Annotated in this window: 18 protein-coding genes; 16 read left to right on the top strand and 2 right to left on the bottom strand. The window is 62.0% G+C overall.

All coding sequences use genetic code 11. The features are described from left to right. Nucleotides 1-89 precede the first annotated feature (89 nt). From FHU29_RS17450 to FHU29_RS17420, 7 genes are all read left to right on the top strand, one after another. Entirely contained in the window at nucleotides 90-1,067 is a 978-nt protein-coding gene (locus FHU29_RS17450) for an iron-siderophore ABC transporter substrate-binding protein (RefSeq protein ID WP_232322894.1), read from the top strand. 117 nt (nucleotides 1,068-1,184) lie between these two features. Beyond that, nucleotides 1,185-2,423 carry an MFS transporter gene (locus tag FHU29_RS17445; RefSeq protein WP_232322893.1) on the top strand — a complete coding sequence of 413 codons (1,239 nt, stop codon included), beginning with the start codon at nucleotides 1,185-1,187 and terminating at the stop codon, nucleotides 2,421-2,423. Nucleotides 2,424-2,447: 24 nt separating this feature from the next. Further along, complete coding sequence (locus FHU29_RS17440; protein ID WP_064439342.1) at nucleotides 2,448-4,064, top strand: amidohydrolase; 1,617 nt, start codon at nucleotides 2,448-2,450, stop codon at nucleotides 4,062-4,064. 91 nt (nucleotides 4,065-4,155) lie between these two features. Beyond that, complete coding sequence (locus tag FHU29_RS17435) at nucleotides 4,156-5,121, top strand: linear amide C-N hydrolase (RefSeq protein WP_064439341.1); 966 nt, start codon at nucleotides 4,156-4,158, stop codon at nucleotides 5,119-5,121. A gap of 100 nt (nucleotides 5,122-5,221) precedes the next feature. Beyond that, nucleotides 5,222-6,628 carry an MBL fold metallo-hydrolase gene (locus tag FHU29_RS17430; protein ID WP_064439340.1) on the top strand — a complete coding sequence of 469 codons (1,407 nt, stop codon included), beginning with the start codon at nucleotides 5,222-5,224 and terminating at the stop codon, nucleotides 6,626-6,628. 66 nt (nucleotides 6,629-6,694) lie between these two features. After that, nucleotides 6,695-7,339 carry a TetR/AcrR family transcriptional regulator gene (locus tag FHU29_RS17425; RefSeq protein WP_064439339.1) on the top strand — a complete coding sequence of 215 codons (645 nt, stop codon included), beginning with the start codon at nucleotides 6,695-6,697 and terminating at the stop codon, nucleotides 7,337-7,339. Next, entirely contained in the window at nucleotides 7,336-7,851 is a 516-nt protein-coding gene (locus FHU29_RS17420) for an SRPBCC family protein (protein ID WP_064439338.1), read from the top strand. Before FHU29_RS17425 ends, FHU29_RS17420 begins: the two co-directional genes overlap by 4 nt. A gap of 36 nt (nucleotides 7,852-7,887) precedes the next feature. On the opposite strand, the gene FHU29_RS17415 is transcribed toward FHU29_RS17420, so the two are convergent. After that, the gene (locus FHU29_RS17415) at nucleotides 7,888-8,868 is read right to left on the bottom strand and encodes a pirin family protein (RefSeq protein ID WP_064439337.1); all 981 of its coding nucleotides are present in this window, start codon (nucleotides 8,866-8,868) and stop codon (nucleotides 7,888-7,890) included. 112 nt (nucleotides 8,869-8,980) lie between these two features. Here FHU29_RS17415 and FHU29_RS17410 point away from each other — a divergent pair, with 112 nt between their 5' ends. The 9 genes from FHU29_RS17410 to FHU29_RS17370 all read left to right on the top strand — a co-directional run bounded on the left by FHU29_RS17410 (nucleotide 8,981) and on the right by FHU29_RS17370 (nucleotide 18,728). Then, nucleotides 8,981-10,357, top strand: a complete 1,377-nt coding sequence (locus tag FHU29_RS17410; protein WP_232322891.1) for a DUF2252 domain-containing protein — start codon at nucleotides 8,981-8,983, stop codon at nucleotides 10,355-10,357. A 76-nt stretch (nucleotides 10,358-10,433) separates the two neighbouring features. Beyond that, nucleotides 10,434-11,954, top strand: coding sequence for a type III PLP-dependent enzyme domain-containing protein (locus tag FHU29_RS17405; protein ID WP_064439336.1), 1,521 nt, complete (start codon nucleotides 10,434-10,436; stop codon nucleotides 11,952-11,954). After that, nucleotides 11,951-13,282: a pyridoxal-phosphate dependent enzyme gene (locus tag FHU29_RS17400; RefSeq protein ID WP_064439335.1), complete on the top strand. Its 1,332-nt coding sequence runs from the start codon at nucleotides 11,951-11,953 to the stop codon at nucleotides 13,280-13,282. The genes FHU29_RS17405 and FHU29_RS17400 overlap by 4 nt, the downstream gene beginning before the upstream one ends. Before the next feature lies 1 nt (nucleotide 13,283). After that, entirely contained in the window at nucleotides 13,284-14,504 is a 1,221-nt protein-coding gene (locus FHU29_RS17395) for an aminotransferase class V-fold PLP-dependent enzyme (RefSeq protein ID WP_064439334.1), read from the top strand. Beyond that, nucleotides 14,501-15,778 carry an ATP-grasp domain-containing protein gene (locus tag FHU29_RS17390; RefSeq protein WP_064439333.1) on the top strand — a complete coding sequence of 426 codons (1,278 nt, stop codon included), beginning with the start codon at nucleotides 14,501-14,503 and terminating at the stop codon, nucleotides 15,776-15,778. The genes FHU29_RS17395 and FHU29_RS17390 overlap by 4 nt, the downstream gene beginning before the upstream one ends. Further along, nucleotides 15,775-17,061 carry an MFS transporter gene (locus FHU29_RS17385; protein WP_064439332.1) on the top strand — a complete coding sequence of 429 codons (1,287 nt, stop codon included), beginning with the start codon at nucleotides 15,775-15,777 and terminating at the stop codon, nucleotides 17,059-17,061. The genes FHU29_RS17390 and FHU29_RS17385 overlap by 4 nt, the downstream gene beginning before the upstream one ends. Continuing rightward, entirely contained in the window at nucleotides 17,058-17,372 is a 315-nt protein-coding gene (locus FHU29_RS17380) for a class I SAM-dependent methyltransferase (protein ID WP_083962179.1), read from the top strand. Before FHU29_RS17385 ends, FHU29_RS17380 begins: the two co-directional genes overlap by 4 nt. Then, the gene (locus FHU29_RS17375) at nucleotides 17,369-17,779 is read left to right on the top strand and encodes a hypothetical protein (protein ID WP_083962178.1); all 411 of its coding nucleotides are present in this window, start codon (nucleotides 17,369-17,371) and stop codon (nucleotides 17,777-17,779) included. Before FHU29_RS17380 ends, FHU29_RS17375 begins: the two co-directional genes overlap by 4 nt. A 139-nt stretch (nucleotides 17,780-17,918) precedes the next feature. Further along, on the top strand, nucleotides 17,919-18,728 hold the full coding sequence (locus FHU29_RS17370; RefSeq protein ID WP_064439331.1) for an alpha/beta hydrolase: 810 nt from the start codon (nucleotides 17,919-17,921) through the stop codon (nucleotides 18,726-18,728). Here FHU29_RS17370 and FHU29_RS17365 read toward each other — a convergent pair. After that, complete coding sequence (locus FHU29_RS17365; protein ID WP_064439330.1) at nucleotides 18,688-22,170, bottom strand: serine/threonine-protein kinase; 3,483 nt, start codon at nucleotides 22,168-22,170, stop codon at nucleotides 18,688-18,690. The two genes, FHU29_RS17370 and FHU29_RS17365, sit on opposite strands and share 41 nt — an antisense overlap. Between the last annotated feature and the right edge of the window lie 137 nt (nucleotides 22,171-22,307).

Raw genomic sequence — 22,307 nt, 5'->3', positions numbered from 1 at the left:
TATTGTTTCGATCCGTTGTCAGAACATCTCGGGAGTGAATGATGCGGATCGGTTGTCGACTTCGGGCTCAGCGCGGCGTGAGGGCCTCGGTGCTTGCTGTGCTCCTGTTCGTGCTTGCGGCGTGCGGCAATAGCCCCGATGGTCCCGGTGGATCGGGGGGTGAAGCGGGGCCAGTCACCGTTTCGCATGCGTTCGGCGACACTGCGATTCCGGAGCCGCCGGATCGCGTGGTGACGTGGGGCTGGGGCAGCGCCGACGCTGCGATCGCGCTAGGCGTGGTTCCCGCAGCCATCCCGTTTCAGAGTTATGGCGGCGACGAAGAGGGGGTGCTGCCCTGGATCCGGGATGCGCTCGACAAACAGGGTGCGGACACGCCCACAGTGTTGCCCAATGTCACCGAGGTGCCGTTCGAGGCGATTGCTGCCGCTGAGCCCGATCTGATTCTCGCCGTGTACTCAGGCATTACGGAGCAGGAGTACGAACTGTTGTCGCAGATTGCTCCCACCGTGGCGTACCCCGATCAGCCGTGGGCGACAGAGTGGCGTGACACTATCCGCATTGTCGGTGACGCGCTTGGGCGCTCAGCGAAAGCGGCGGAGTTATTAGAAGACATCGACGTTCAGGTTGCCGCCAAAGCCGCCGAGAACCCGGTACTGCGGGGTAAATCAGTAGCGATGGTGTGGGACACCCCCGAAGCGTTTTATGTGTACAAGCCGGCGGACCCCAGGGTTGCGTTCATGCTCGATCTCGGCTTCGTGACCGCAGACAGCCTTGATGAACTGGCCAGTGGTGATTCGACGTTTTACTTCACGCTGAGCAAGGAGCGACTGGGTGATCTCACTAGCGACGTGCTTGTGACGTATTCCGACACTCCCGAAGAGTCAGCGGCGTTTCTCGCCTCGCCGGAAGCCGAGTTGATGGATCAGGTGCAGAGGGGCGCGGTCGCTGAGGTCGTCGGTACTGCGTTCATCGCCTCCGTGTCGCCGCCCACAGCGCTCTCTCTGACATGGGGACTGGATTCGTACGTCGAACTGTTGTCGGCAGCCGCAGAGCGGGCTGAGGGATAGCGAGCGGATTGGACTTATACGAATCACATTCGTATAGGTCTTGTGATTCACGTCATGGTGTGCCCATACTAAACGAACGTCATTCATTATCGATCTTCGTCTTCTGGAGTGCCGCCGGTGACATACAACCGTGTTCCCCTCGCTCTGCGCAGCGGAACAGCAACGTTCGGAGTCTGCGTCGTCGGGTACATGACGGCCAACCTGATACCTCTCATGATCATTGTGATGGTGGATGAGCTGGGCATGTCATCCGCTCGCGCAGGGACGATCATGACTATGTGCTTGCTTGCATGTGCCCTGACGTGCTTGTTTGTGAGCCGGTGGGCCACACACGCCAGCAGGTACCATCTGGGCCGAATTGGTCTGGTCGTGATGGCGATAGGCTTCGCGGGCACAGCTTTTAGCACCACGCCCGTCATGGCCACCGTCTTCGTCATCATCGGCGGTGTAGGCAGTGGCGGCGCGGTCGCCGTCGGCGGCGCCTCGCTCGCCGCTTTCATCAACCCCAACCGGGTCTCGAGTATCTGCGGCCTCGTTAACCGGATTGTCGTGACGATTGTGCTCGCGCTCGTCCCGATCGTTGGCCTCAACATGACGAACGCGTTCGGCATCGTGGCTGTGCTCGCACTCGCTGCTGCCGTCACGGTGACATGGCTGCCAATGCCGCCGTCTGCGTCAGAGGAATCATGGGAAACGTCCTCGCTGAAGGAAGTGTCCTCCCTGTCGCCTCGGATGATGACTGTCGCGGGCGTCACGCTTTTGTGTTGCTTCGCGCTCTGGGCCGTTGGTGAGGACGCGCTGTGGGCTGTGTCAGGAGTGATGGGGCAAGAGCAGGCCGCTCTTACAGATCACCAAATGGGTCTCGCACTCAGCCTGTCCACCGCTGGCGGTATCGCCGCGGCGTTGGCACTTACCGTGATCGGAGCCCGGTTCGGACGCGCCATCCCGGTGGGAGTACTTCTTGTAGCCGGTGGCGTACTGAAGCTAGCCGCGACACTGAGCACATCAGCGATCCCGTACCTCGCGATCATCGTTGCCTGGAACACCCTCTACGTTGCCGCGTTCATTTACATCATCGCGATCGCGGCCGGTCTTGATCCGAGCGGGCGCTGGTCGTCATCAATCCTGGGGACCTACCTTATTGGCTCGGCTTTCGCGCCGATGTTCGGCACCTTCCTCGCTGAAACGGCGGGCTACCAGGTGCTCGGTGTGGTTCTCGCTGCGTTCAGTTTCGTGCTCCTCGTGCCACTTGTCGTAATCGCGCGATTGTCGACGCGAGTGGAGAAGGCACACTGCGAAGACCGAGAGACTCAAGCGTTCAAAGCCGCGCCCAGCGATGTGCTTAACGCATTCTGATCTGTTACCAACTGGGAGATTCCAATGATTACCCACTATCGGGACGGGCGCATCTTCACCGCTAGCGATGAACGATGGGCGACGTCGCTGCTAGTAGAGGACGGGCGGATCGTGTTCGCCGGATCCATCGCCGACGCGGAAAAACATGCGCCTGATGCTGAGGTCATCGGTCTCGATGGCGCATTCGTGCTGCCAGGCTTCGTCGACGCGCACACGCACCTGGTGATGATGGGGCAGGCCATGCACAAGGTGGACCTTTTTGATGCTCGAGACGTTCCGGACATCCAGGCACGGCTCAGGGCAGCCTCCGAAGCGGATCCTGCAGCGAGACACATACTCGGTCGTAGTTGGCTTCACACGGCGCTGCACGGAGAGCCGCCGTCGAAAGACATCATTGATGCAGTGATATCTGACCGTCCTGTTTACCTCGACTCAAACGACTGTCACTCCGCGTGGGTGAACAGTGCGGCGCTGCGCGAACTCGGCATAGATAGTGGCACACCCGATCCGATCGGCGGACGGATCGAACGCGACGGCGCAGGCCAGCCCACGGGCATGCTGTACGAAACGGCAGTGACAACTCTGGTCTGGCCGCACCTCGCGCGCGGCGTGAGTGACGACGACCGAGACAAAGCGCTCTCAGCAGCGTTCGACCACTATCTGCGCGATGGTGTCACCAGCGCTATCGATATGGCGATGAATCCCGAGGATCTTGCCACGCTCGACCGGGCGCGGCGGGCTGACGGCTCACTGCCGATGCGTGTGGCCGCGCACTGGCTGATCACCCGCGAAGAGTCCGTTGAGGCGAACCTACGTCAAGTCCGAGAAGCCGCAAGAATCAGCCAAGTACACAACGGACCTTGGCTAGATGTCGTCGGCATCAAACTGATTCTCGACGGTGTCATCGACAGCTGTACTGCTGCAATGAAAGAGCCCTACTCGGACGGCTCTCACTCGGGGCCAATCTGGGATCGCGAAGCGCTCCGGCCTGTTGTCGCGGAGGCCGACGCGCTTGGGCTGCAAATCGCGATGCACGCCATCGGTGACGAAGCATCAGAGATCGCGCTCGACGCGGTCGAATACGCCATCGACGTCAATGGTGAGAAGTCGCGCCGACACCGAATCGAGCATCTCGAGACGGTGACGGAAGAAAACGTACAGCGACTTGCCCGGCTCGGTGTGGTGGCGTCAATGCAACCTGTGCATGCCGACCCGGCGATTCAAGACAATTGGCGTGCAATGCTGGGCGATCATCGCGTCAAACGTGGATTCCCTTGGCCTGAGATTACTGATGCGGGAGCGGTGCTCGCGCTGGGATCGGATGCACCAACCGCGCCGCACCCCCCGCTGCCCAACATGTACATTGCCACGACGCGCAAGTCAGCGATCGACCCGGAGTTGCCCGCGAACCTCCCGCAGTATGCGCTGCCGATGGTGGAGGCACTCACACATGCGACGCGTGACGCGGCCTATTCGTGCCGCTGGGAGAGCCTGACCGGTCAGCTGCGCCCGGGGCTCGCCGCCGATTTCGTCGTCCTCGATGACAACCCGTTCGAGTCGGGTGCGGAGTCTCTGCGGGAAATGAGTGTCCGGATGACAGTGGTGAACGGACGCGTCGTTCACGGCGCCACCCATCGGTGACTTTCTGTTACTAATACGCGCCTTCTGGCCCTTCTCGGCCTGGCCCCGGGAAGAATGGCAGCCACAGGATCCGCAGCGAGGGGCGCAAACGATGTGTACACGGGCGTTATGGACAGCAAGCGGTCACGGTGTTCTCGTGGGCCGGAACATGGACTGGCGCGAGGAAATGGACACCAACCTGTGGGTGTCACCGCGAGGCGTGCAACGAGTGGGCCACGGCGCGGATGCTAACCCGCTGACGTGGACCGCGGGCTACGGAAGTGTCGTCGCAGCGGTGTGGGACATGGCCGCTTCAGATGGCGTCAACGAGGCTGGACTCGCGGCGCATTTGTTGTGGCTCGCAGAATCGGACTACGGCGAGCGGGATGCGTCACGGCCAGCGCTGGCGGTGTCGCTGTGGGCGCAATTGTTTCTCGACACCTGTGCGACTGTCGATGAATGTCTGAAACTCATGGAGGAGAAAAACTTTCAGATCCGCTCGTTGATCGAGCCACGGTCGCAGCTGGAAGCGACGGTGCATCTTGCGCTTGACGATCGAAGTGGCGACTCCGCGATCATCCAGTACGTCGACGGTTCTGTGCATGTCTATCACGACCCCACGCACACCGTTATGACGAACTCGCCGCCGTTCGATGAACAGCTGAAGTTACGGCAGCGATATGAAGGGTTCGGGGGAACGGAACCGCTGCCGGGCACGACTGAAGCCGCTGACCGCTTTGTGCGCGCAAGCTACTACCTTGACCGGCTTCCGCCCGCGGAAACACGGCCCCGGGCGTATGCTGCACTGCTCAGCGTGATGCGTAATGCTGCGCAGCCCTTTGGGGAGCCGGACCCGTTGCGCCCCAATATATCCGCGACGATCTGGCGCACATTGGCTGACCTCACCGAGGGTGTTTACCTATTCGAATCGTCGTTCAGCCCGAACATCGTGTGGACGAAGGTTGGGGAGATCGACTTCACCGTATGGCAAAAGCTCGACCTCTCGGCCGAGGGACTGATCGGCAATGTGACGTCCCTACTCGGGGAAGCTGAGCCGATGGAGTTCACGACGAGTTGAGGCGCGAAGTCGCGGACACGGAATAATCGCGCAGCTGGCCTTGTATATACCCCTAGGGGTATATTTCGATTGATCGGATTCCGATCACGAAGGAGGCGCAATGCTGCTCGAGCGGATTTACGACCACGACCTGGCACAGGCCAGCTATTTCGTCGGATGTCAGGCGAAAGGCGAGGCTGTAGTAGTCGACGCCCGCCGCGACATCGGCGAATACCTCAACCTGGCGCAGCAGCACGGGATGCAGATCGTCGCCGTGACTGAAACCCACATCCATGCCGATTACCTGTCGGGCACCCGCGAGCTTGCTGCTGCTACGGACGCGCAGATATATGTGTCTGGTGAGGGCGGCGCCGACTGGCAGTATGGCTTCGCTGCCTCGCGGCTGTTCGATGGTGACGCCATCAGGATCGGGAACATCACGATCCAGGCCCGCCACACGCCAGGGCATACGCCCGAGCACCTGTCGTTCCTGATCACCGATGGTGCGTTCAGTGGGCACCCGGGTTACCTGCTCTCCGGTGATTTCGTCTTCGCAGGCGACCTCGGCCGTCCGGACCTGCTTGACGAGGCAGCCGGGGGAGTCGACACGCGCTTTGCGGGGGCCCGGCAGATCTACGCAAGCCTTCGGCACATGTTTCTCACGCTTCCCGATTATGTCCAGGTGTATCCGGGACACGGCGCGGGCAGCGCCTGCGGTAAAGCGCTGGGTGCGCTGCCAGCCACTACGGTCGGATACGAGCGGATGAATGCATGGTGGGCGCCCTATCTGCGTGAGGACGACGAGCAGGGCTTTGTTGACCAGCTGCTCAACGGTCAGCCGGACGCGCACGCGTACTTCGCACGCATGAAGAGGCAGAACAAGGAAGGCCCAGCGGTTCTGGGTGTGTTGCCGCCGCTCACGCAGCTGACGAACGACTCGATCGCGCGGTCACTGGAAGCTGGCGAAGCTGTCTTCGTTGACTCCCGTTCACACACCGACGTCCACGACGGGACAGTGGCTGGCGCACTGAACATCCCAGGACCAGAGAAGGCCGCTACGTACGGCGCGTGGGTGTATGACCCCGAAACAGACGAGCAGCCACTGGTGCTCCTCGCTCCGGATCAGATGACCGCGCAGCACATGCGTGACCACTTGCTACGCGTCGGTATTGACCGGTTCGCGGGCTACACCTCCGATCTTAGGGGCCTCCCTCTGGCTATGCCTGAGACGATCGCGCCCGCAGAAATCGAAACCAGCGACATCAAGCTGCTCCTCGATGTGCGCAACAAGACGGAGCATGCCGACGGGCATATTCCTGGTTCACAGCAACTGAGCGCTGGTCGCGTCCTATGGCACCTTGATCAACTGCCCGCAGACGGCACGATCGCCACATACTGCCAGTCCGGTGTGCGCAACTCCGTCGCCGCAAGCGCCCTGCGCCGAAAGGGCTACCACGTCCTTGAAGTGGCCGGAAGCTATGCAGGCTGGGCGGAATGGAACGACAGTCAGCAGCAGCACAGAGCATAGCGGTGTACGCCTCTACGGTCTGGCAATTTAATTGACTCAAAACTGTGTCGGCTATAGTGTATAGCTATGGCTACAACCTATAGCCTCGGCAGTCGTGCTAGTCAACGCAGGCAGGCTACGATCGACGAGATCGTTAAGCACGCTGTCGAGATCATGACCGTTGATGGTGTTGGCGCCCTGTCTATCTCGGAGATTGCCCGCCGCATGCACGTTCGGCCCCCATCGCTCTACAAGTATTTCCCGTCGCTTCACTCGGTCTACGACGAACTGTTCGCCAGGGGCGCCCGTGACTTGCTCGCCACTGCCCAGCCAGCGCTGGACACATCCTCGTCCGCCGTCGAGGGGCTCAGGGCGCTCGCGGTCGTGATCGTGCGCTGGTGCGTCGAGAACCCTGCTGTTGCACACCTGATGTACATGAGGCCCGTGCCCGGTTTCGAACCGAGTCCCGAGGCCTTCGCGCCAAACGTTGAAGCGATGCGATTGCTCCGCAACGAGATCGCTCGCTATGTCCGGTTCGGCCACCTCAAATCCGGCACTGACGTAGACGAGGTCACAACCCTGTTCACCGTTGTGATCAGCGGTCTCATTTCTCAGCAACTCGCGAACGAACCCGCAGTGTCTTTCGGTATTGGCCGCTTCAGTTCCCTCACCGAACGAGCGGTCGACGTGTTTCTCTCCTCGTACCTGCCCACACCCACGGAGACACAATGATCCAGGAACTCGACCACGATGAGGCTGCCCTCGTCATTCGTGCCGACCCACAGTCGCTCTACGAGCTGATCGCCGACGTCACCCGTATGCCGGAGTTCAGCCCCTACATCAGGAAAGTCACGTGGATCAGAGGAGCGACGGGCCCCACTGTTGGTGCCCGATTCAAGGCCGTCAACGCCATGGGCCGAGGTCCGGCGTGGTTCAACAAACCGGTCGTCACGGTCGTCGATCCAGGACGTGAGTTCGCATTCGAGCGTACTGAACCGTTCGCTGGCACTATCGAGTGGCGGTACCGCTTTGAGCCCGTGAACGGTGGCACCCGGATGATCGAGTCCTATCGCGTCGTCAAGCCGGTCTCACGTGTCGGCTGGTTCATCATCGGCACGCTTTACGGCATCAAGGACGACCGCGCTGTCCTGCGTAAAGGCATGGAGGAGACCCTCCAGCGAATCCAGGCCACCGCGGAGAAGTGGTCCGGAATCACGACAGCAGGAGCGGCCGGCTCTCCCTAGTTTCGGCGGGGGGCCCGGTTGCTAAGGAAGCCAGACTCACCCCTTCGGGTTGCTTCGCGGCCTGAGCTGCGCATTGGGCAGCTGTGGCGCGGGCAGCCTCGAGACGGCGCCTACGTAGCCGCTGACCTCGCCGAACTGGTCGGACCCTGCTTCCCAGGCTTCGCGGAAGGCAACAATCTCGTCGTGTGTGCGGCCGACGAAGTTCCACCACATGATGATTTCTTCTTCGAAAGGCGGCCCGCCGAGGAGAACGATTCGGCTTTGTTCATTAGCCAGGCTCGCGATTCGCAGATCAGGGCACCCAGGCGCTATATAGCCGAGTTCTGCCTGTTTGACGGGCTGGCCCTGAACTGACACTGCACCGGTATCGACGAGGATGCCATGTTCAAAGGAACTGTCCACAGTAAGTGTGATTTCGGCGCCCGAGTCTAGGAGCAGCTCAGCGCCGAGTAGCGGGGTGAACGTATCGACCGGTGACGTATCCCCAGCAAGGGACCCGAGGAACACGCGCACGCACGCACCGTCGAGATCGACTACGTCAGGGGCGTAGTGCTGGAAGCCGCGCGGCGCGTTGCGTGCTTCTTCCGGTAGCGCCACCCAGAGCTGGACGCCATGAAGGACGCTGGTTCGGGCCGTCGATACCTCGGAGTGGCAGATGCCCCTGCCGCCCGTCATCAGGTTGATCTCGCCGGGACGCACCATGCCATGGACGCCACCACTGTCGCGGTGCTCGACCTCGCCGGTGAACAACCAGCTGACAGTCTGCAAACCGGTATGCGGGTGCGGCGCGACGTCCATCCCGCCTGACGATGTGACGTCGTCGGGTCCATAGTGATCAACGAAGCACCACGCCCCGATGAATGATCGGTTGCGTTGCGGAAGTGTGCGCCGCACCTTCATAGCTCGCGGACCCCCGAGGGGCACGTCCCGGGGAGTGAGGATCTGCACCTCCGCGTCATGGTCGGGGTTGTTCGCGGGACAGCGCAGTTCTGCTGGGTCGGCTTCGACGTTGCTCATTTGACGCTCCAGGGGCTGCTGGATAATCGGCCACTCCGATCCTATGCGCCGTGTCTGGCAGTTGGTGCCGAAGCGCCTCGGTGACCGATCGTGGTTGCCTACGATTGCGTTCGTGACGGTGGCGCAAGAGTTGTGGGCAAGGGGACGAGCACTGCGCGGCGGAACGCCCAGAAGTGCGCACAGCATGCTGGTTCTGAGCGATGACCGGGACCCACTCGGGATTCTCGAGGCGCAAAACAAGACCAGACTTGCCGACCTTGTCGCGGTGCGCATCGGACGGATGCTGCAGTCACCGTTCGCCTACTACCGCGGAACGGCGGCTGTGATGGCGGCGGATCTCAAATACGACCCGGTGATCGGCGAACAGGTGGTGTGCTGCGGGGACGCGCATATCTCCAACTTCGGGCTCTTCGCCTCCCCGGAGCGACGGGTTCTCTTTGACCTCAATGATTTTGACGAGGCGTCGAACGCGCCATGGGAATGGGATGTGAAGCGCCTCGCGGCGAGTGTCGTAGTCGGCGGGCGCGACAATGGCCTTTCGGACAAGGCATGCTCGGATGCTGTGCACGCGGCGGTGCGCAATTACCGTGAGTCGCTGCGGACGCTATGTGAGATGAGCGCGATCGATCGCTACTTCTTCCAGGTAGAGACTGACTGGATGGAAGCGACGATCAAAGCCAAGAACCGGAAAGTGCTGCGCCGCACCGTGAAGAAGGCGCGCAGCCGAACATCAGACCAAATTCTCAGCAAGCTGGTATCGACCGATGACATGCGCATCAAAGACGTTCCGCCCGTCACCCAGCATGTCGATCACGCATCGATCGAGCAGCTTGACGACCTATTCGCGCAGTACAGCCGCACGCTCCGGGCGGATACGGCGCTGCTGCTCTCTCAGTTCCGATTGGTCGACTACGTCCTGCGGGTTGTCGGGGTCGGGTCGGTGGGCACGCGGTGTTACGTGGCTCTATTCGTAGGCCCGGGTGATGAGCCGCTCTTTCTGCAGGTGAAAGAGGCGCCGCCCTCGGTGCTAGAAACGTTCGGGGGATGGCGATCCGCGCTGCCTGGACGCGCGGCTGCCGTCAATAAGGGCGTGCAAGGTTTCCGCGTGGTGGCTGGACAGAGAATTCTGCAGGCGCAATCCGATCCATTCCTTGGCTGGATTCAGGGCGGTACGGCGGAGAGCGGACTGACTCGTCGCGTTGACTATTACGTTCGGCAGTTCCGCGATATGAAGGGCTCCGTCGAGGTTGCTGAGCTATCGGCAGTGCAGTTCCCCCTGTACGGCGCCCTGTGTGCCCGCCTGCTCGCGCGGGCCCACAGTCAGAGTCCTGCGTTCGCGACGATCGGCGGGTACATGGGTAAGTCCGAGGCGTTCGATGATGCGGTCGCGGTGTGGGCACTGAAATATGCCGATCAGGCGGAGAAGGACTACGAGAACCTAGCTAAGGCGGTGAAGACCGGAAGGGTCGCGGCAGAAGCAGGCGTCTAGGGCTGTATTGAAAACGATTATCAATATGGAATAGACTGCTCGCGATCGTGCCGCCCCTATCGGAGGACGCCTACGCATGGCAGCAGTCGCAGATACCTGCACCGAACCTTTAGTCGCCACTCATCCGGCCGCCCCGCCGGTCTACCTCGACCCTGCACTCGCCCCATCGATGCAGCGCACCCTCGCTGACCGTGCTTTCCTGCACAGCCTTACGCGCAGCCTTGGCTCACCACTCAACCTCCTCCTGCCGGAGCAGTTCGCAGCGAATGTCGACGCGTTCATGAGCGTGTTCAGTGCACATCGCATCCGCGGAACGGTTTACTACGCCCACAAGGCCAATCGGTCCTCGGCGCTCGTGCGCCATCTCGCGGCGACACAGGCACGAATAGACATCGCGTCGCTAGGGGAGCTACAGCACGCGCTTGCCAGTGGGTTCACACCCGACCGGATCATGGCGACAGGTCCGAAGACGCCAGAGTTCCTCTGGCTCGCCGCGCGCAGTGGAGTCGTCGTCAACGTCGACTCGCCAGCAGAACTGGAAACGCTCGCGCGCATCTGCGCGGCTCACAGCTTGCCACGTCTCCCTGTGATGACGAGGTTCTCGGGGTTCAGTGCCTCTGGCACCACCATCGCGTCCCGGCTATCCCGTTTCGGTATTCACGAGAGCGATGTCCGGAAGTATCTCGAAGCTCTTGACCGCAATGCTGCACACCTCGAACTTGTCGGCGTCGCATACCATCTCGACACGATCGGCATCGCGGAAAAAGCGCTAGCGCTCGAGGGCTCGCTGCGCCTGATCCACGAATTTCACGCCGCAGGTCACCGGCCCCGCGCCATCGACATCGGTGGCGGCTACGGCGTCAGCTACATCGCGCGTGCGGACCAGTGGGAGCACTTCACAACCGAACTCACCAAAGCTGTTCTGGGGCAGCGCACTTCTTTCACGTGGCGCGGACATGGGTACGGTTTGCGGGCAGAGAATGGCAGGCTGCGCGGCGCGCTCAGTTTATACCCCGCCCACCGTCCAGTCTCCGGACCCGCATACCTCGATGAGCTGCTGAGGCAGCGGTCACCCACCTGGGGACAGCAGTATGCCGCGCTCCTGCAGGAACTGATGCTCGACCTCATCGTCGAGCCGGGCCGCGCCCTCCTCGATCAATGCGGAACAGCTCTCGCGAGGGTCCTTGAAGTACGAGAGGCCGACAGTGCGACGACTTTCGTTCGCCTCGACATCAACCACAGTGATGTCAGTCTCGAAGAGCACGGCGTCGCCATGGATCCGATCGTCATACCCGCACAAGAATCCTCGCGCGAGCCTGGCAGCGGCTATCTCATCGGGAACCTCTGCCTCGAAGCGGACTTCATCAGCAGGCGAAAGATCTATTTCCGCTCCATGCCCCGCCCAGGTGACCTTCTCGCCTTCCCGAACACCGCGGGGTACTTCATGGACTTCAGTGCCGATCACGCGCTGCATCAGCCCATCGCGCGCAAGGTTGCTCTGACCGAAGACGGCGGCTGGTGCCTTGACGACGAATACTGGCCGCACACAGGCCATCTGGCCGCGGCAATTCACAAGACAGGGGGAGAATATTCATGAGATGCGACAGCATCACCGAGGTCATCGGTGATACGCCGCTGGTGCGAATCAGCCCGGAAATCCACGGGCTGAAGAACATTGACCTCTACGCCAAACTCGAGATGCTCAACCCATTCGGATCGGTAAAAGACCGTGCCGCCTGGAGTATGGTGCGGGAATCGCTGGGGGATGCCCGCGCTGAAGGTCAGACCGTCATCGAACTATCGAGCGGCAACACCGCGAAAGCTCTCGCGGTGATTTCGGGCATGCACGGGGTGCCGTTCAAAAGCGTGACCAACCGCATGAAGGTCCCCGAGATCAAAGACTTACTGCTGCTCATCGGAGCCGACATCGAGGAACTTCCAGGGCAGGCGGAATGCCTGGACCCCACTAATGTCGACGATCCCCTCACGCGCATTCACCAAGCGATCGCCCAAGACTCGACGTACTTGCACACTGACCAGTACTTCAACCAGCGCAATACCGCCGCCCACATCGACAGTACGGGCCCCGAAATCATTGCCGACCTCGACGGGCAGGCTCCCGACTATTTCATCGCGTGCGTCGGCACCGCTGGTTCATCCACCGGTGTCGCGAAGGTGCTGCGGGAGGCCCGCGACGATGTGAATGTCATCGGTCTGGTCGCCCACAAATCAGATTTCATTCCCGGCATCCGGAACATCGATGAAGTGCACGAAGTCGGGCTATTCGATCCCGACACCTACGACACCATCGAAGCCGTCAGCGCGGACGAAGCGATCGACGGAATGCTTGACCTCGTTCGGCGGTGCGGGATGCTTGCTGGGCCCACCGGCGGCGCCGCATACTTCGGTGCGCAGCGACACCTGCAGAAGGTCGACGGCCAGCTCGAAGCTGAGGGCCTCGGCCAGCGCCGCTCGGCTGTCTTCATCGTGTGCGATCGCGTCGAGTCGTACATGAGCTACGTGCGAGCTCGGCGGCCCGAACTGCTCGGTCAAACAGCACGGCCACATTCGGTCACCACGGTGCGCGCCGACGAGCTCTCAGCGGTGACCGCACTGGACCCGGGCGACGCTCAGAAATGGATTGACGACGCGAATCCGATTGTGGTGGATCTGCGAGGCGCCTTCGCCTACAGCGCATCGCATATTGCCGGCGCGATCAACATTGTGGATGAACTGTTCGGTGAGCTCCTGCGCGGCGGCCTGCCCTTCGGCAAGTCTCAGCCAGCGCTTCTGACATGCCCAGTAGGTGAGAAGTCAGCGCAATACGCAGCGCTGCTGGCGCGCATGGGCCACGAAAATGTACGCAGCCTCGAAGGTGGCATCGTCGCGTGGCGCGACGCTGGTGCCCCGTTAGTGAGGGACTGACATGATGCACGCGGCTGTTCTCCCCGCCGGCCTCGCAGAACTCGCTGACTGGCATGACGAGCTTCGCGCACAGTTTCCGCAAATCACCGCCGACCCGGGCCTGGCGTTCCTCGACAGCTCCGCGACCGCGCAGAAACCGTATGCGGTGCTCGAGAGCGTGCAGGACTACTTGCGCACCCGAAACGCCAATGCCGGGCGTGGTTCGTACCCGTGGGCGAACCAGACAACCACAATGATCGACAGCACTCGCGAGCAGGTCAAGCAGTTTCTCCACGACTGCGCGCCCGCGACGTCGGGCGTCCATTTCGTGAGCGGCGCGACCGAAGGACTTCGCCGTGTCGCGCTGGACTGGCTGGTGCACGAACTCAGGGACGGCGACGAGATCATCGTGCCCTTCGCTGACCATCAAGCCAACGCACTGTGCTGGCTAGAAGCACGCGATCAACTCGCCGCTCAGGGAATCCAGATCGACGTCCACCCGATGCCATACGAGCCTGAATCGGGTGACTACTGTCAGGAATCGCTTGCTGCGCTGATCAACTCGCGAACCCGGTTCATCGCCGCGACGCACGTCCATCACGTGTATGGCGTGGACATGAACGTCCACCGGATCAGGGAGACCGCGGGACCGGACGTCGTCATCTGCCTCGACGCCGCCCAGAGTGCAGGCCACCTCAACCTGGACGTGTCAGCGCTCGGAGCCGACTTCGTTGTCTTCTCCGGCCACAAAGCAATGGCGATGCCTGGTATCGGGGTGGTGTGGAGCCGAAACCAGCGCGGTGCGGCGTTCGCTCTGAAGGGCTGGTCGGGGAGCCCTCACACAGTGGGCATTCTCAGCCTGTCTGCGGCACTGGATTGGCTGCAGAGCGCAGGACTCCACGACATTGACACGTGGACAACTGGTCTCGGCGCCATCCTCACTGACGCATTGAACCGGCTGGGGTCCTACGAGGTTCTGGGCTGCCAGGCCAGCCTCTCCCTCGACTCCCCGGTGCAACGCCGGCAAGGCATAGTGTCGTTCCGCCATCGCAGTATCGACGCGCACGACCTCGGATTCGTCCTCGAGAGCCATGGCTTCCTTGTTCGTGCGGACAGTCACTGTCAAGCACGCGACGGAGAAACCGCACCGTCGGTGCGCGTAAGTACCCACGTCTACAACACCGTCGAAGAGATCGTCCGACTCGTTGACTTTCTCACCGAATTGAATGAGGAGCCCTCGTGAGCACCGGCCGCCAGCAAACCGTCGCGATCGTCGACGTCTACGCACCCTCTGTGCGCCTGGCGCGGGCATTCGCCGATGCTGGACACAAAGTCATCCGCGTCCAGAGCACCGTCGATGTCCCGCGCGTGTACAAGCCGGGACTCGACGAATCGCTTCTACGAGAGGTATTCGACGGGAACGTCATTCACGATGCCGACGTGCCAGCAACATTAGATTCCCTAAGCGAGTTCAGCCCGGATGCGGTCATCGCCGGCGGTGAATGTGGCGTCGAGCTTGCCGACCTGCTGAGCGAAACCCTCGCTCTGCCCACCAACGGCACCGCTCACAGCGAGGCACGGCGCAACAAGTTCAATCAGGTTGAGCTTCTGCGCGCTGCAGGGCTGCGCGCGACCCGGCAGATTCTGGTGGAGAGCAGTGAGCACGTTCGGTCGTGGCATAACGCGCTCGGCGGCCGGGCCGTCATCAAACCGCTGCGCAGCGCAGGCAACGATGGCGTCCAATTCTGCGATGATCCCGAGGAATCGATGCGCGCCTTCGAGGCGATACGCGATGCGAAGAACATTTTCTCCGTTCGCAACGAAGGCGTGGTCGCGCAGGAATACCTTGTGGGCACCGAGTTCGTCGTGAACACCGTGAGCTGTGAGAGCCAGCATCGCGTCACAGATGTCTGGCGGTACACGAAGATGTCAGCTAACGGCGTGGCTGACCGGGTAAGCGCCGCGGTTTCCGTTCCACCTGACCACTCCCGCTACGACGCTCTCACCGCCTATGCCTTCGCAGTGCTCGACGCGCTTGGCATCCAGTTCGGTCCAGCGCACCTCGAAATCATGGACACCGCGGAGGGACCATGCCTCGTAGAAATCGGTGCACGGATCTCTGGTGCGGACACGGCCTATTACGCGATGCTCGCCGGTGGTGAGTCGCAGATCGAGTGGACCATCGATGCCTACACAGACCCAATGCGATTCAAAGCGCGCTCCCAGACGCCACACGAAGTGCACAACCACGTCGCGATGGTGTTCCTGACATCGCCCCGACAGGGCGTCCTGCGCGGCTATCCCTTGCTCGCGCATGTCGAGGCACTTGAGAGTTTCCACAACCAGATTCAGATCGTGAAACCTGGGCAACCGATAGCCGTCACGATCTCAGATACCACTGAACCGATGATGATCGGCCTTGCGCACCCTGCGCCATCCGTCCTCGAACGTGATCTGCTCACCGTCCACTATCTCGACGGTCACGGCTTCTACGACATCGAAATGGGGACCGCGTGAAAGGTTTCGCGCTGTACCGGGAAATGTGGCAGATACCAGGGGCACCCAGCCTTGTTAGCGGGGGTTTCGTCGCGCGGCTCGGACAGGGCGTCACCGTCATAGCGTGGCTGCTGCTAGTACGCGAAACTCGCGGAAGCTACTCGGAAGCAGCGCTTGTCGCGTCAGCAATCTCTCTTGCCACCGCGTGCGCCGCACCGGTCGCGGGTCGGCTCGCCGATCGATTCAGTGCCTGCAAAGTGCTTCCGTACTACGCGGTTACCTACTCGATGAGCCAGCTCGCACTGCTCGCGGCGGTGCTGACCGGCCAGCCGATGACGCTGCTGGTGACGCTCGCGATCGTTTCCGGTGCGTCATTCCCGCCGGTTTCACCGGCCGTCCGTGCGACCTGGTCCGTGCTGACGTCACCTGCATCAGGGCGCGCACCGCTGCGGCCCACCGCGATGGCGGCAGAGTCAGCGATGTTCGAATTCGTGTTCGTGATCGGCCCACTGATCCTCTCCACTTCTATCCTCGCCGCAGGGCTGTTTGCGGGCGCGGAATCAGCCGCGCTGAGCGGGCCGGCGCTGGCGCTCGGCGGATCAGCAGTGTGCACATTGCTCGGCACATTGTGGATTTCGAGGGGTACTGCGATGCGTGCGGCGCGCACGCCGAGCGCGGGGTTCACCCGTGGCCTCGGTCCGCTGCGATCCGGTCGCTTCGTTGTGCTGCTGGTGAGTGCAGCGGGGGTAGCGCTCTCATTCGGTGCAGCACCGGTCGCTCTCGCTGCCCATGCCGAAGAACAGCACGGACTCTCAGGTGGCGCTGTCACCGGAGTGCTCATCGCCGTGTGGTCCCTGGGCAGCGCCGCGGTCGGATTATGGTTCGGGAGTCTTCGGCTGCTCGCACCGCTTCGGTCGCAGTACCTGGTCCTGCTGGCCGGACTCGGCGCTGGATATGCCCTGTGGGTAGTGGCACCGAGTACCTGGCTGCTCGGGGTGCTGCTGGTCTTCACAGGGGGCGTCATCGCGCCTGCGCTCGCGGTGACGGCAAATCTTGTCGCCGAACTCACCCCTGAAGCCATGCGTAACGAGGCGTATACATGGCTCACCACAACAAATATGGCGATCGCTGCGCTCGGGGCAGCGATCGCAGGGTTCGTTGTCGAACACCCCCCGATGCCTTCGTTCGCGGCTGGGCATAACGGTTTCCTGCTGTGTGCCGTGGCCGTCCTGTTCGCGCTGGCAGCCGCGATATTTGTACGGGTACCGACACGCGGAGCAGAACTGCAGGAGGTGGCCGCATGATTAGCACGGAGGTAGCGAGGGAGCTCGTTGACCGGTGGGACGCTCAGCAAGAGCGCTACGCCTACCAGCGAGAAGAACGGTTCCGGGTCGTGTGCGCGGTGCTTGCCGCGCTCGCCGTCGAGGGACCGGTAATCGATCTGGGATGCGGGCCAGGCTCGCTCGCTGCGCGTATCGCCGCGCGCGTGCCCAGTGTTCGGCCGGTCGGACTCGACGCCGATCCGTTTCTGCTCGCGCTGGGCAAAGCCGTTTATCCAGACGTCGAACTCGCTGAGACTCTCGTCGGTGCCCCGGATGGGAGGAATCCATCGTGAGTTTCGGCCAGCCCGCCGCGGTGGTGTCGTCCACGGCGCTGCATTACCCGTCACCGACACAGCTTGCGGACATCTACCGCACGCTCGCCCGGCTTCTGCCTGATCGTGGTGTGCTGATCAATGCGGACATGTTCCCACTTTCCACCCCGGTGCTCGACACCGTCGCCTCCGCGATGACACGGTGCGAACCGGCCGGAGAAGACTGGGAGGGCTGGTGGCGTGACGTCCACACGGACAAGCGATTATCACTTCCGCTCGCGGCGCGAGCGAAGACAGTATTGCCGCATGGCGGCGACAATGCGTTGTCGGCCGACGCGCACATTGCGCTGATGCAGGCGGCGGGTTTTCGCGAAGCCGGGGAGGTATGGCGCGACGGGCGCAGCGCGGTCGTCGTCGCCGTGAGGTAGCGGCAGCGTTAGTTGCCCGGTTTAGGACACGACTGGTCGAGACACTAGAAACTCGCCCAGATCTGGGGCAGGGGAACACACTGGAGTGGAACCATTGGTCCGGGACGCGAGGCGTCCTCGGGAAGCCAAGGAGGCTACCGTGTCAGAATTCCGCGAATGGAACTATGAAGGGCATGCAGGCGCCATTTACGCTCGCAGCTGGGACAACCCCGACGCGAAGTTCTGCGCCCTGTTGTGCCACGGATACGGTGAGCACATCGGCCGCTACGACCACGTCGCTGATGCGCTCGTCCGCGCCGGAGCCGAAGTGCACGGCGCCGATCACGTCGGCCACGGCAGAAGTGACGGTGAACGGGTATTGGTCCGCGACTATGAAGCTGTAGTCGACGATTTCCACCGCCTTGCTGAGAAAGTGAATTCGCGCGATCTTCCCCTCGTGCTAATAGGCCATTCGATGGGCGGGATGATCGCTTCCCGCTACGCTCAGCGGTTCGGGAATGAGCTCACCGCACTGGTGCTGTCCGGACCAGTCCTCGGACGTTGGGATGCCGCAGCCGGACTGCTCGCCGCCGAGGAGATTCCAGAAGTGCCGATCGATCCGGAAACGCTTTCCCGCGATCCTGAAGTGGGCAGATTATATGAGTCAGATCCGCTGGTGTGGCACGGGAAATTCAAGCGGACCACTCTCGAGGCACTGATGAATTGCATCGAGACGATCAACGACGCGGGCAGCCTCGGGCGGCTGCCGACATTGTGGGTACACGGTGAAGACGATGCGCTCGTTCCGATCGAGGGCACACGCCAGGGCATCGACAAAATACGGGGCAGCCTATTCAGCCAGAAGATGTATCCGGGGGCACGGCATGAAGTCTTCAACGAAACCAACAAGTCCGAGGTGCTGCGGGACGTCACGAGCTTCGTGCTCGAGATAGTTGAAGCACCCGAGTAAGGAACTTGCTGGATACGGGTGGCCAGGCTGTCGATTCCGCCGCGGACTGCATGGCTTGCTCGACCGCGATCAGCAGTGCCTCGATGTCGGCGCCTGCGTCTAGCACAAACCGGGGCAAGTCCAGTTGCTCGCATTGCGCGAGCATCAGCATCGCCACCCGGATCGCCTCAACGTGCTTGCCGGCCGCCCAAAGGCAAATCGCGAGCAGCCTGCGCGCCAGTAGCTCACCTCGCGGGTGGTGCAGGTCCGCTGCGATCCCCACCCACTCTTGTGCCCACGTGCAGGCGAGCTCGCGTGGGGCGGCCGCATCCTCACGGCTCAGGAGCAGAATCGCCGTCGACTCGCGGAACTGCAGCAGCGCGGCGTTCCGCACGGTTACCGGCCGCGGGCGCTCCTGGTAACTGGCCCGCTCGAAGCCCTTGGGCATCGTCAATCCCAATGAAGCTGCGTCGAACTCCAAGGCAGCCCGCAACCGCGGCAGCGAGTCGGTATCGGCGCTCTCAACCCCGTCCGTGATGAACTCTTCCGCGGCCGGCATGTCTCCGTAGCTGGCCATGATGCGCGCGCCTGAACTGAACCTCGCGATCCTGAAATCGACCATTCCCGAGCGCGTGCTCACAAGTTGGCTCTCAGTAATGAAGAACTCCGCCTCGTCCATGCGGTCGCGTTCATACAGAAGGTTGCCGAGGAGCGCGGCCGGAAGACGCGCCGCGTGCCTGTTCATGCCGGAAACCTTCTTCACCGACTCGACAGATCGGCGGAAGGATTCCTCGGCAGCGTCGACCTGCAAAGCATCGAACTCCGCGATACCGAGTGCTGCGCTACCGAAGATCACGCTGTGCCCCCCACGCGTTCGTGCATGATATGGCTGCGCCCACTCCTGGATGCGGCGCGCTTCCCCAAAGTCCAGTCGCGCCCGGGCTGCATAGGTCGCAGCGTTCGCCGCAGATGCCACTAACCATGGTGAGAACGCACCGGGATTGGCCAGGCAGCCCTGCACGAGGTCATCGACTTTATCGAAATGATCAGTGATGCATCTGATTACGCTTCGGGCGACGTCGGCCTCGACCAGAATCGCCTCCCGCTCTGCTGCTTTCAGCGAACTCGCCGCGACGGTGCTTTGCAGGCGGGCGAGGATCGTCAGTGCTTCCGGCACCTTGAGCAGCAACGTTTTCGCCCACGCGGAGATCAGTTGCAGCCGCGGATTCGAGGTGACCTCACCTGGCGGAAGTTTAGCGAGAAGCGCCTCGAGCGTCCCCATCTGTGACAGTTCGACAAGCCGCATGCCGTCCTGCTCGATCAGCCGTGCAGCCCCTTCGTGATCGCCGGCGACTAGCGCATGATCAACCGCTTCGCCGAGCGCTTTGTGGTCGGCAAACCACTGCGAGGCCGTCCGGTGGAGCTGCGGGATGCGTTCCGGTTGCTGACGTTCGAGTCGTCTCTGCAGGAATTCAGCGAACATGGTGTGGAAACGGAACCACTGGCGCTGTTCGTCGACGCGGGTAACGAACAGTTCACGCTCCTCAGCCTCTTCGAGGAGCAGCTGGCCAGTCGGGACTTCCGCGAGTGCTGAAGCGAGGCTGCCGCACGTCCGCTCGGTAGTCGTTGCGCACATGAGGAAGTCAAGCATGCGCGGTTCGAGGCGGTTGATGACATTCTCGGCCAGAAACTCCTCAATCGCGTAATGACGACCCGTGATGTGGTGGATCAGCTCGCTCGTATTAGATTGCCCGCGAAGCGAAATGGACGCCAGCTGCAGCCCTGCGACCCAGCCATCTGTCGACCGCGTGAGTTCCTCGACCTCGGCTGAGGTCAGCTTCAGCTTTGCATGATCGACGAGAAACGTCTTCGCCTCGTCCGTGCAGAAACGCAAATTCGACGCGTCGATCTCCACGAGTTCATCGCGCACGCGCATCCGGCCGATGGGAAGACCGGTTTGAGTGCGTGTAGTGACGACGATCTGAAGATGGTGGCAGCCATGGTCAAGCAGGAATTCCATCGCAGCGATCGGGCCGGGTTCAGTTACGCGGTGCCAATCGTCGATCACCAGCACGGTGTGCTGGCCGCCATCGTGGATCTGATTGATCAGCGATGTGAGTACATAGCGCTCGGCTTCGTTGCCGTGCTCCTGCAGCACCTGAGTAAGTTCGTGCGCGAGTGCAGGCTGCACCCGGCGTAGCGCCTCGATCAGGTGCCCGAGGAACCACACGACCATGTTGTCGTCGCTGTCCACCGTCAGCCACGCGACGGGTACGCCCTGGGCGGAAAGGCGCGCACCCCATTGAGCCGCAAGGGTGCTCTTCCCGAACCCCGTTGGTGCGTGAATGACGGTGAGGCGATGGCGCTTTACCGTCATCAGCCTTTCGATCAGTTGTTGTCGCTCAACGAGGGGCCGGCCAGGCGATGGCGGCCGGAACCTGGTTGCCGGGGCCGGTGGCGTGTGCCGGGACGAGGGTGTGGCTGTGCGTGCCGGCTCAGTGAGCGGTTGCGCCGTCGTTGATTCGCCGACTCCATTGAATGCTGTCATGGCATGCGGCCGACGTTCAGGGATCGCCATGGCGTCGGCGTCGAGTCCATGCCGCAACTGCACGTCACGCAGCAGTTCACCGAAATCTGCGGCACTCGAAGGACGTGCGCCGGGGCTGCGGTTCATCGCCACTTCGATGGCTCCGCAGAGATCCTCAGGCATGCCGTGTTCCCGAAGATCAGGGAGTTTTTGAGTGGTCATACGCACGAATTGTGCGATCACACGTTCACCCTCGCGTCGCTCGAATGCGGCATGTCCGGTCGCGGCGCAAAACAGGGTGGCGCCAAGACTGAAGATATCGCCGGCGACGGTTGCAGCATCGGAAGTGAGTGTTTCAGGCGCCGTGAAGGCCGGCGAACCCATGATCATTCCAGCCGTGGTTGTGAAGCCGCCCGAGACGCGCGCTATGCCGAAGTCGGTGAGCTGCGGTTCCCCGTAGGAGGTGATGAGAATGTTGCCGGGCTTGACGTCTCTGTGAAGGACTCCCGCCTGGTGCGCGGTTTCCAGAGCTCCCGCCATCTTCACCCCGATGCGCAGCGTGTCCTGCCAGGAGAAGGGACCGTGGTGGTGGATCAGCGTATCGAGCGACCCTTTCGAGTGATACGGCATTACCAGGTACAGGGCCCCAGAGGACGTAGTGCCGACTTGCAGCACATCAACGATGTTCGGGTGTCCGGAGAGCTTGCCCATGACGCGCTGCTCGCGAAGGAACCTGTCGATATTGTCCGGGTTACCATCGGAGGAGAGGACTTTGATTGCGACAACTCGGTCCAGATACGGTTGAGAGCATCGGTAAACCACGCCGAATCCGCCCCGAGCTATGAGCTCAACATCGTCGAATCCGGCGGCGGCTAGTTCTTCCGGAATGCGGGCAGCTAGGTTTCGCTGCGTCGTTTCCGGATCGACCTCGACCATCACCGGCCCCAATCGTTGGCGCCCCAAACAGTCATTTGGGACCTATGCGCCCTCATGATCAGCATACCGCTGGTGCCGTTTGTCAGGAGCGGGATGGTGTAGCCGGATCCACCTGAGAAGTGGGTCCGGCTACATCA

Origin of the sequence: Hoyosella altamirensis (assembly GCF_014191505.1) — a bacterium.
Lineage (GTDB): Bacteria > Actinomycetota > Actinomycetes > Mycobacteriales > Mycobacteriaceae > Hoyosella > Hoyosella altamirensis.
This window is presented reverse-complemented; position numbering and strand designations above follow the sequence as displayed.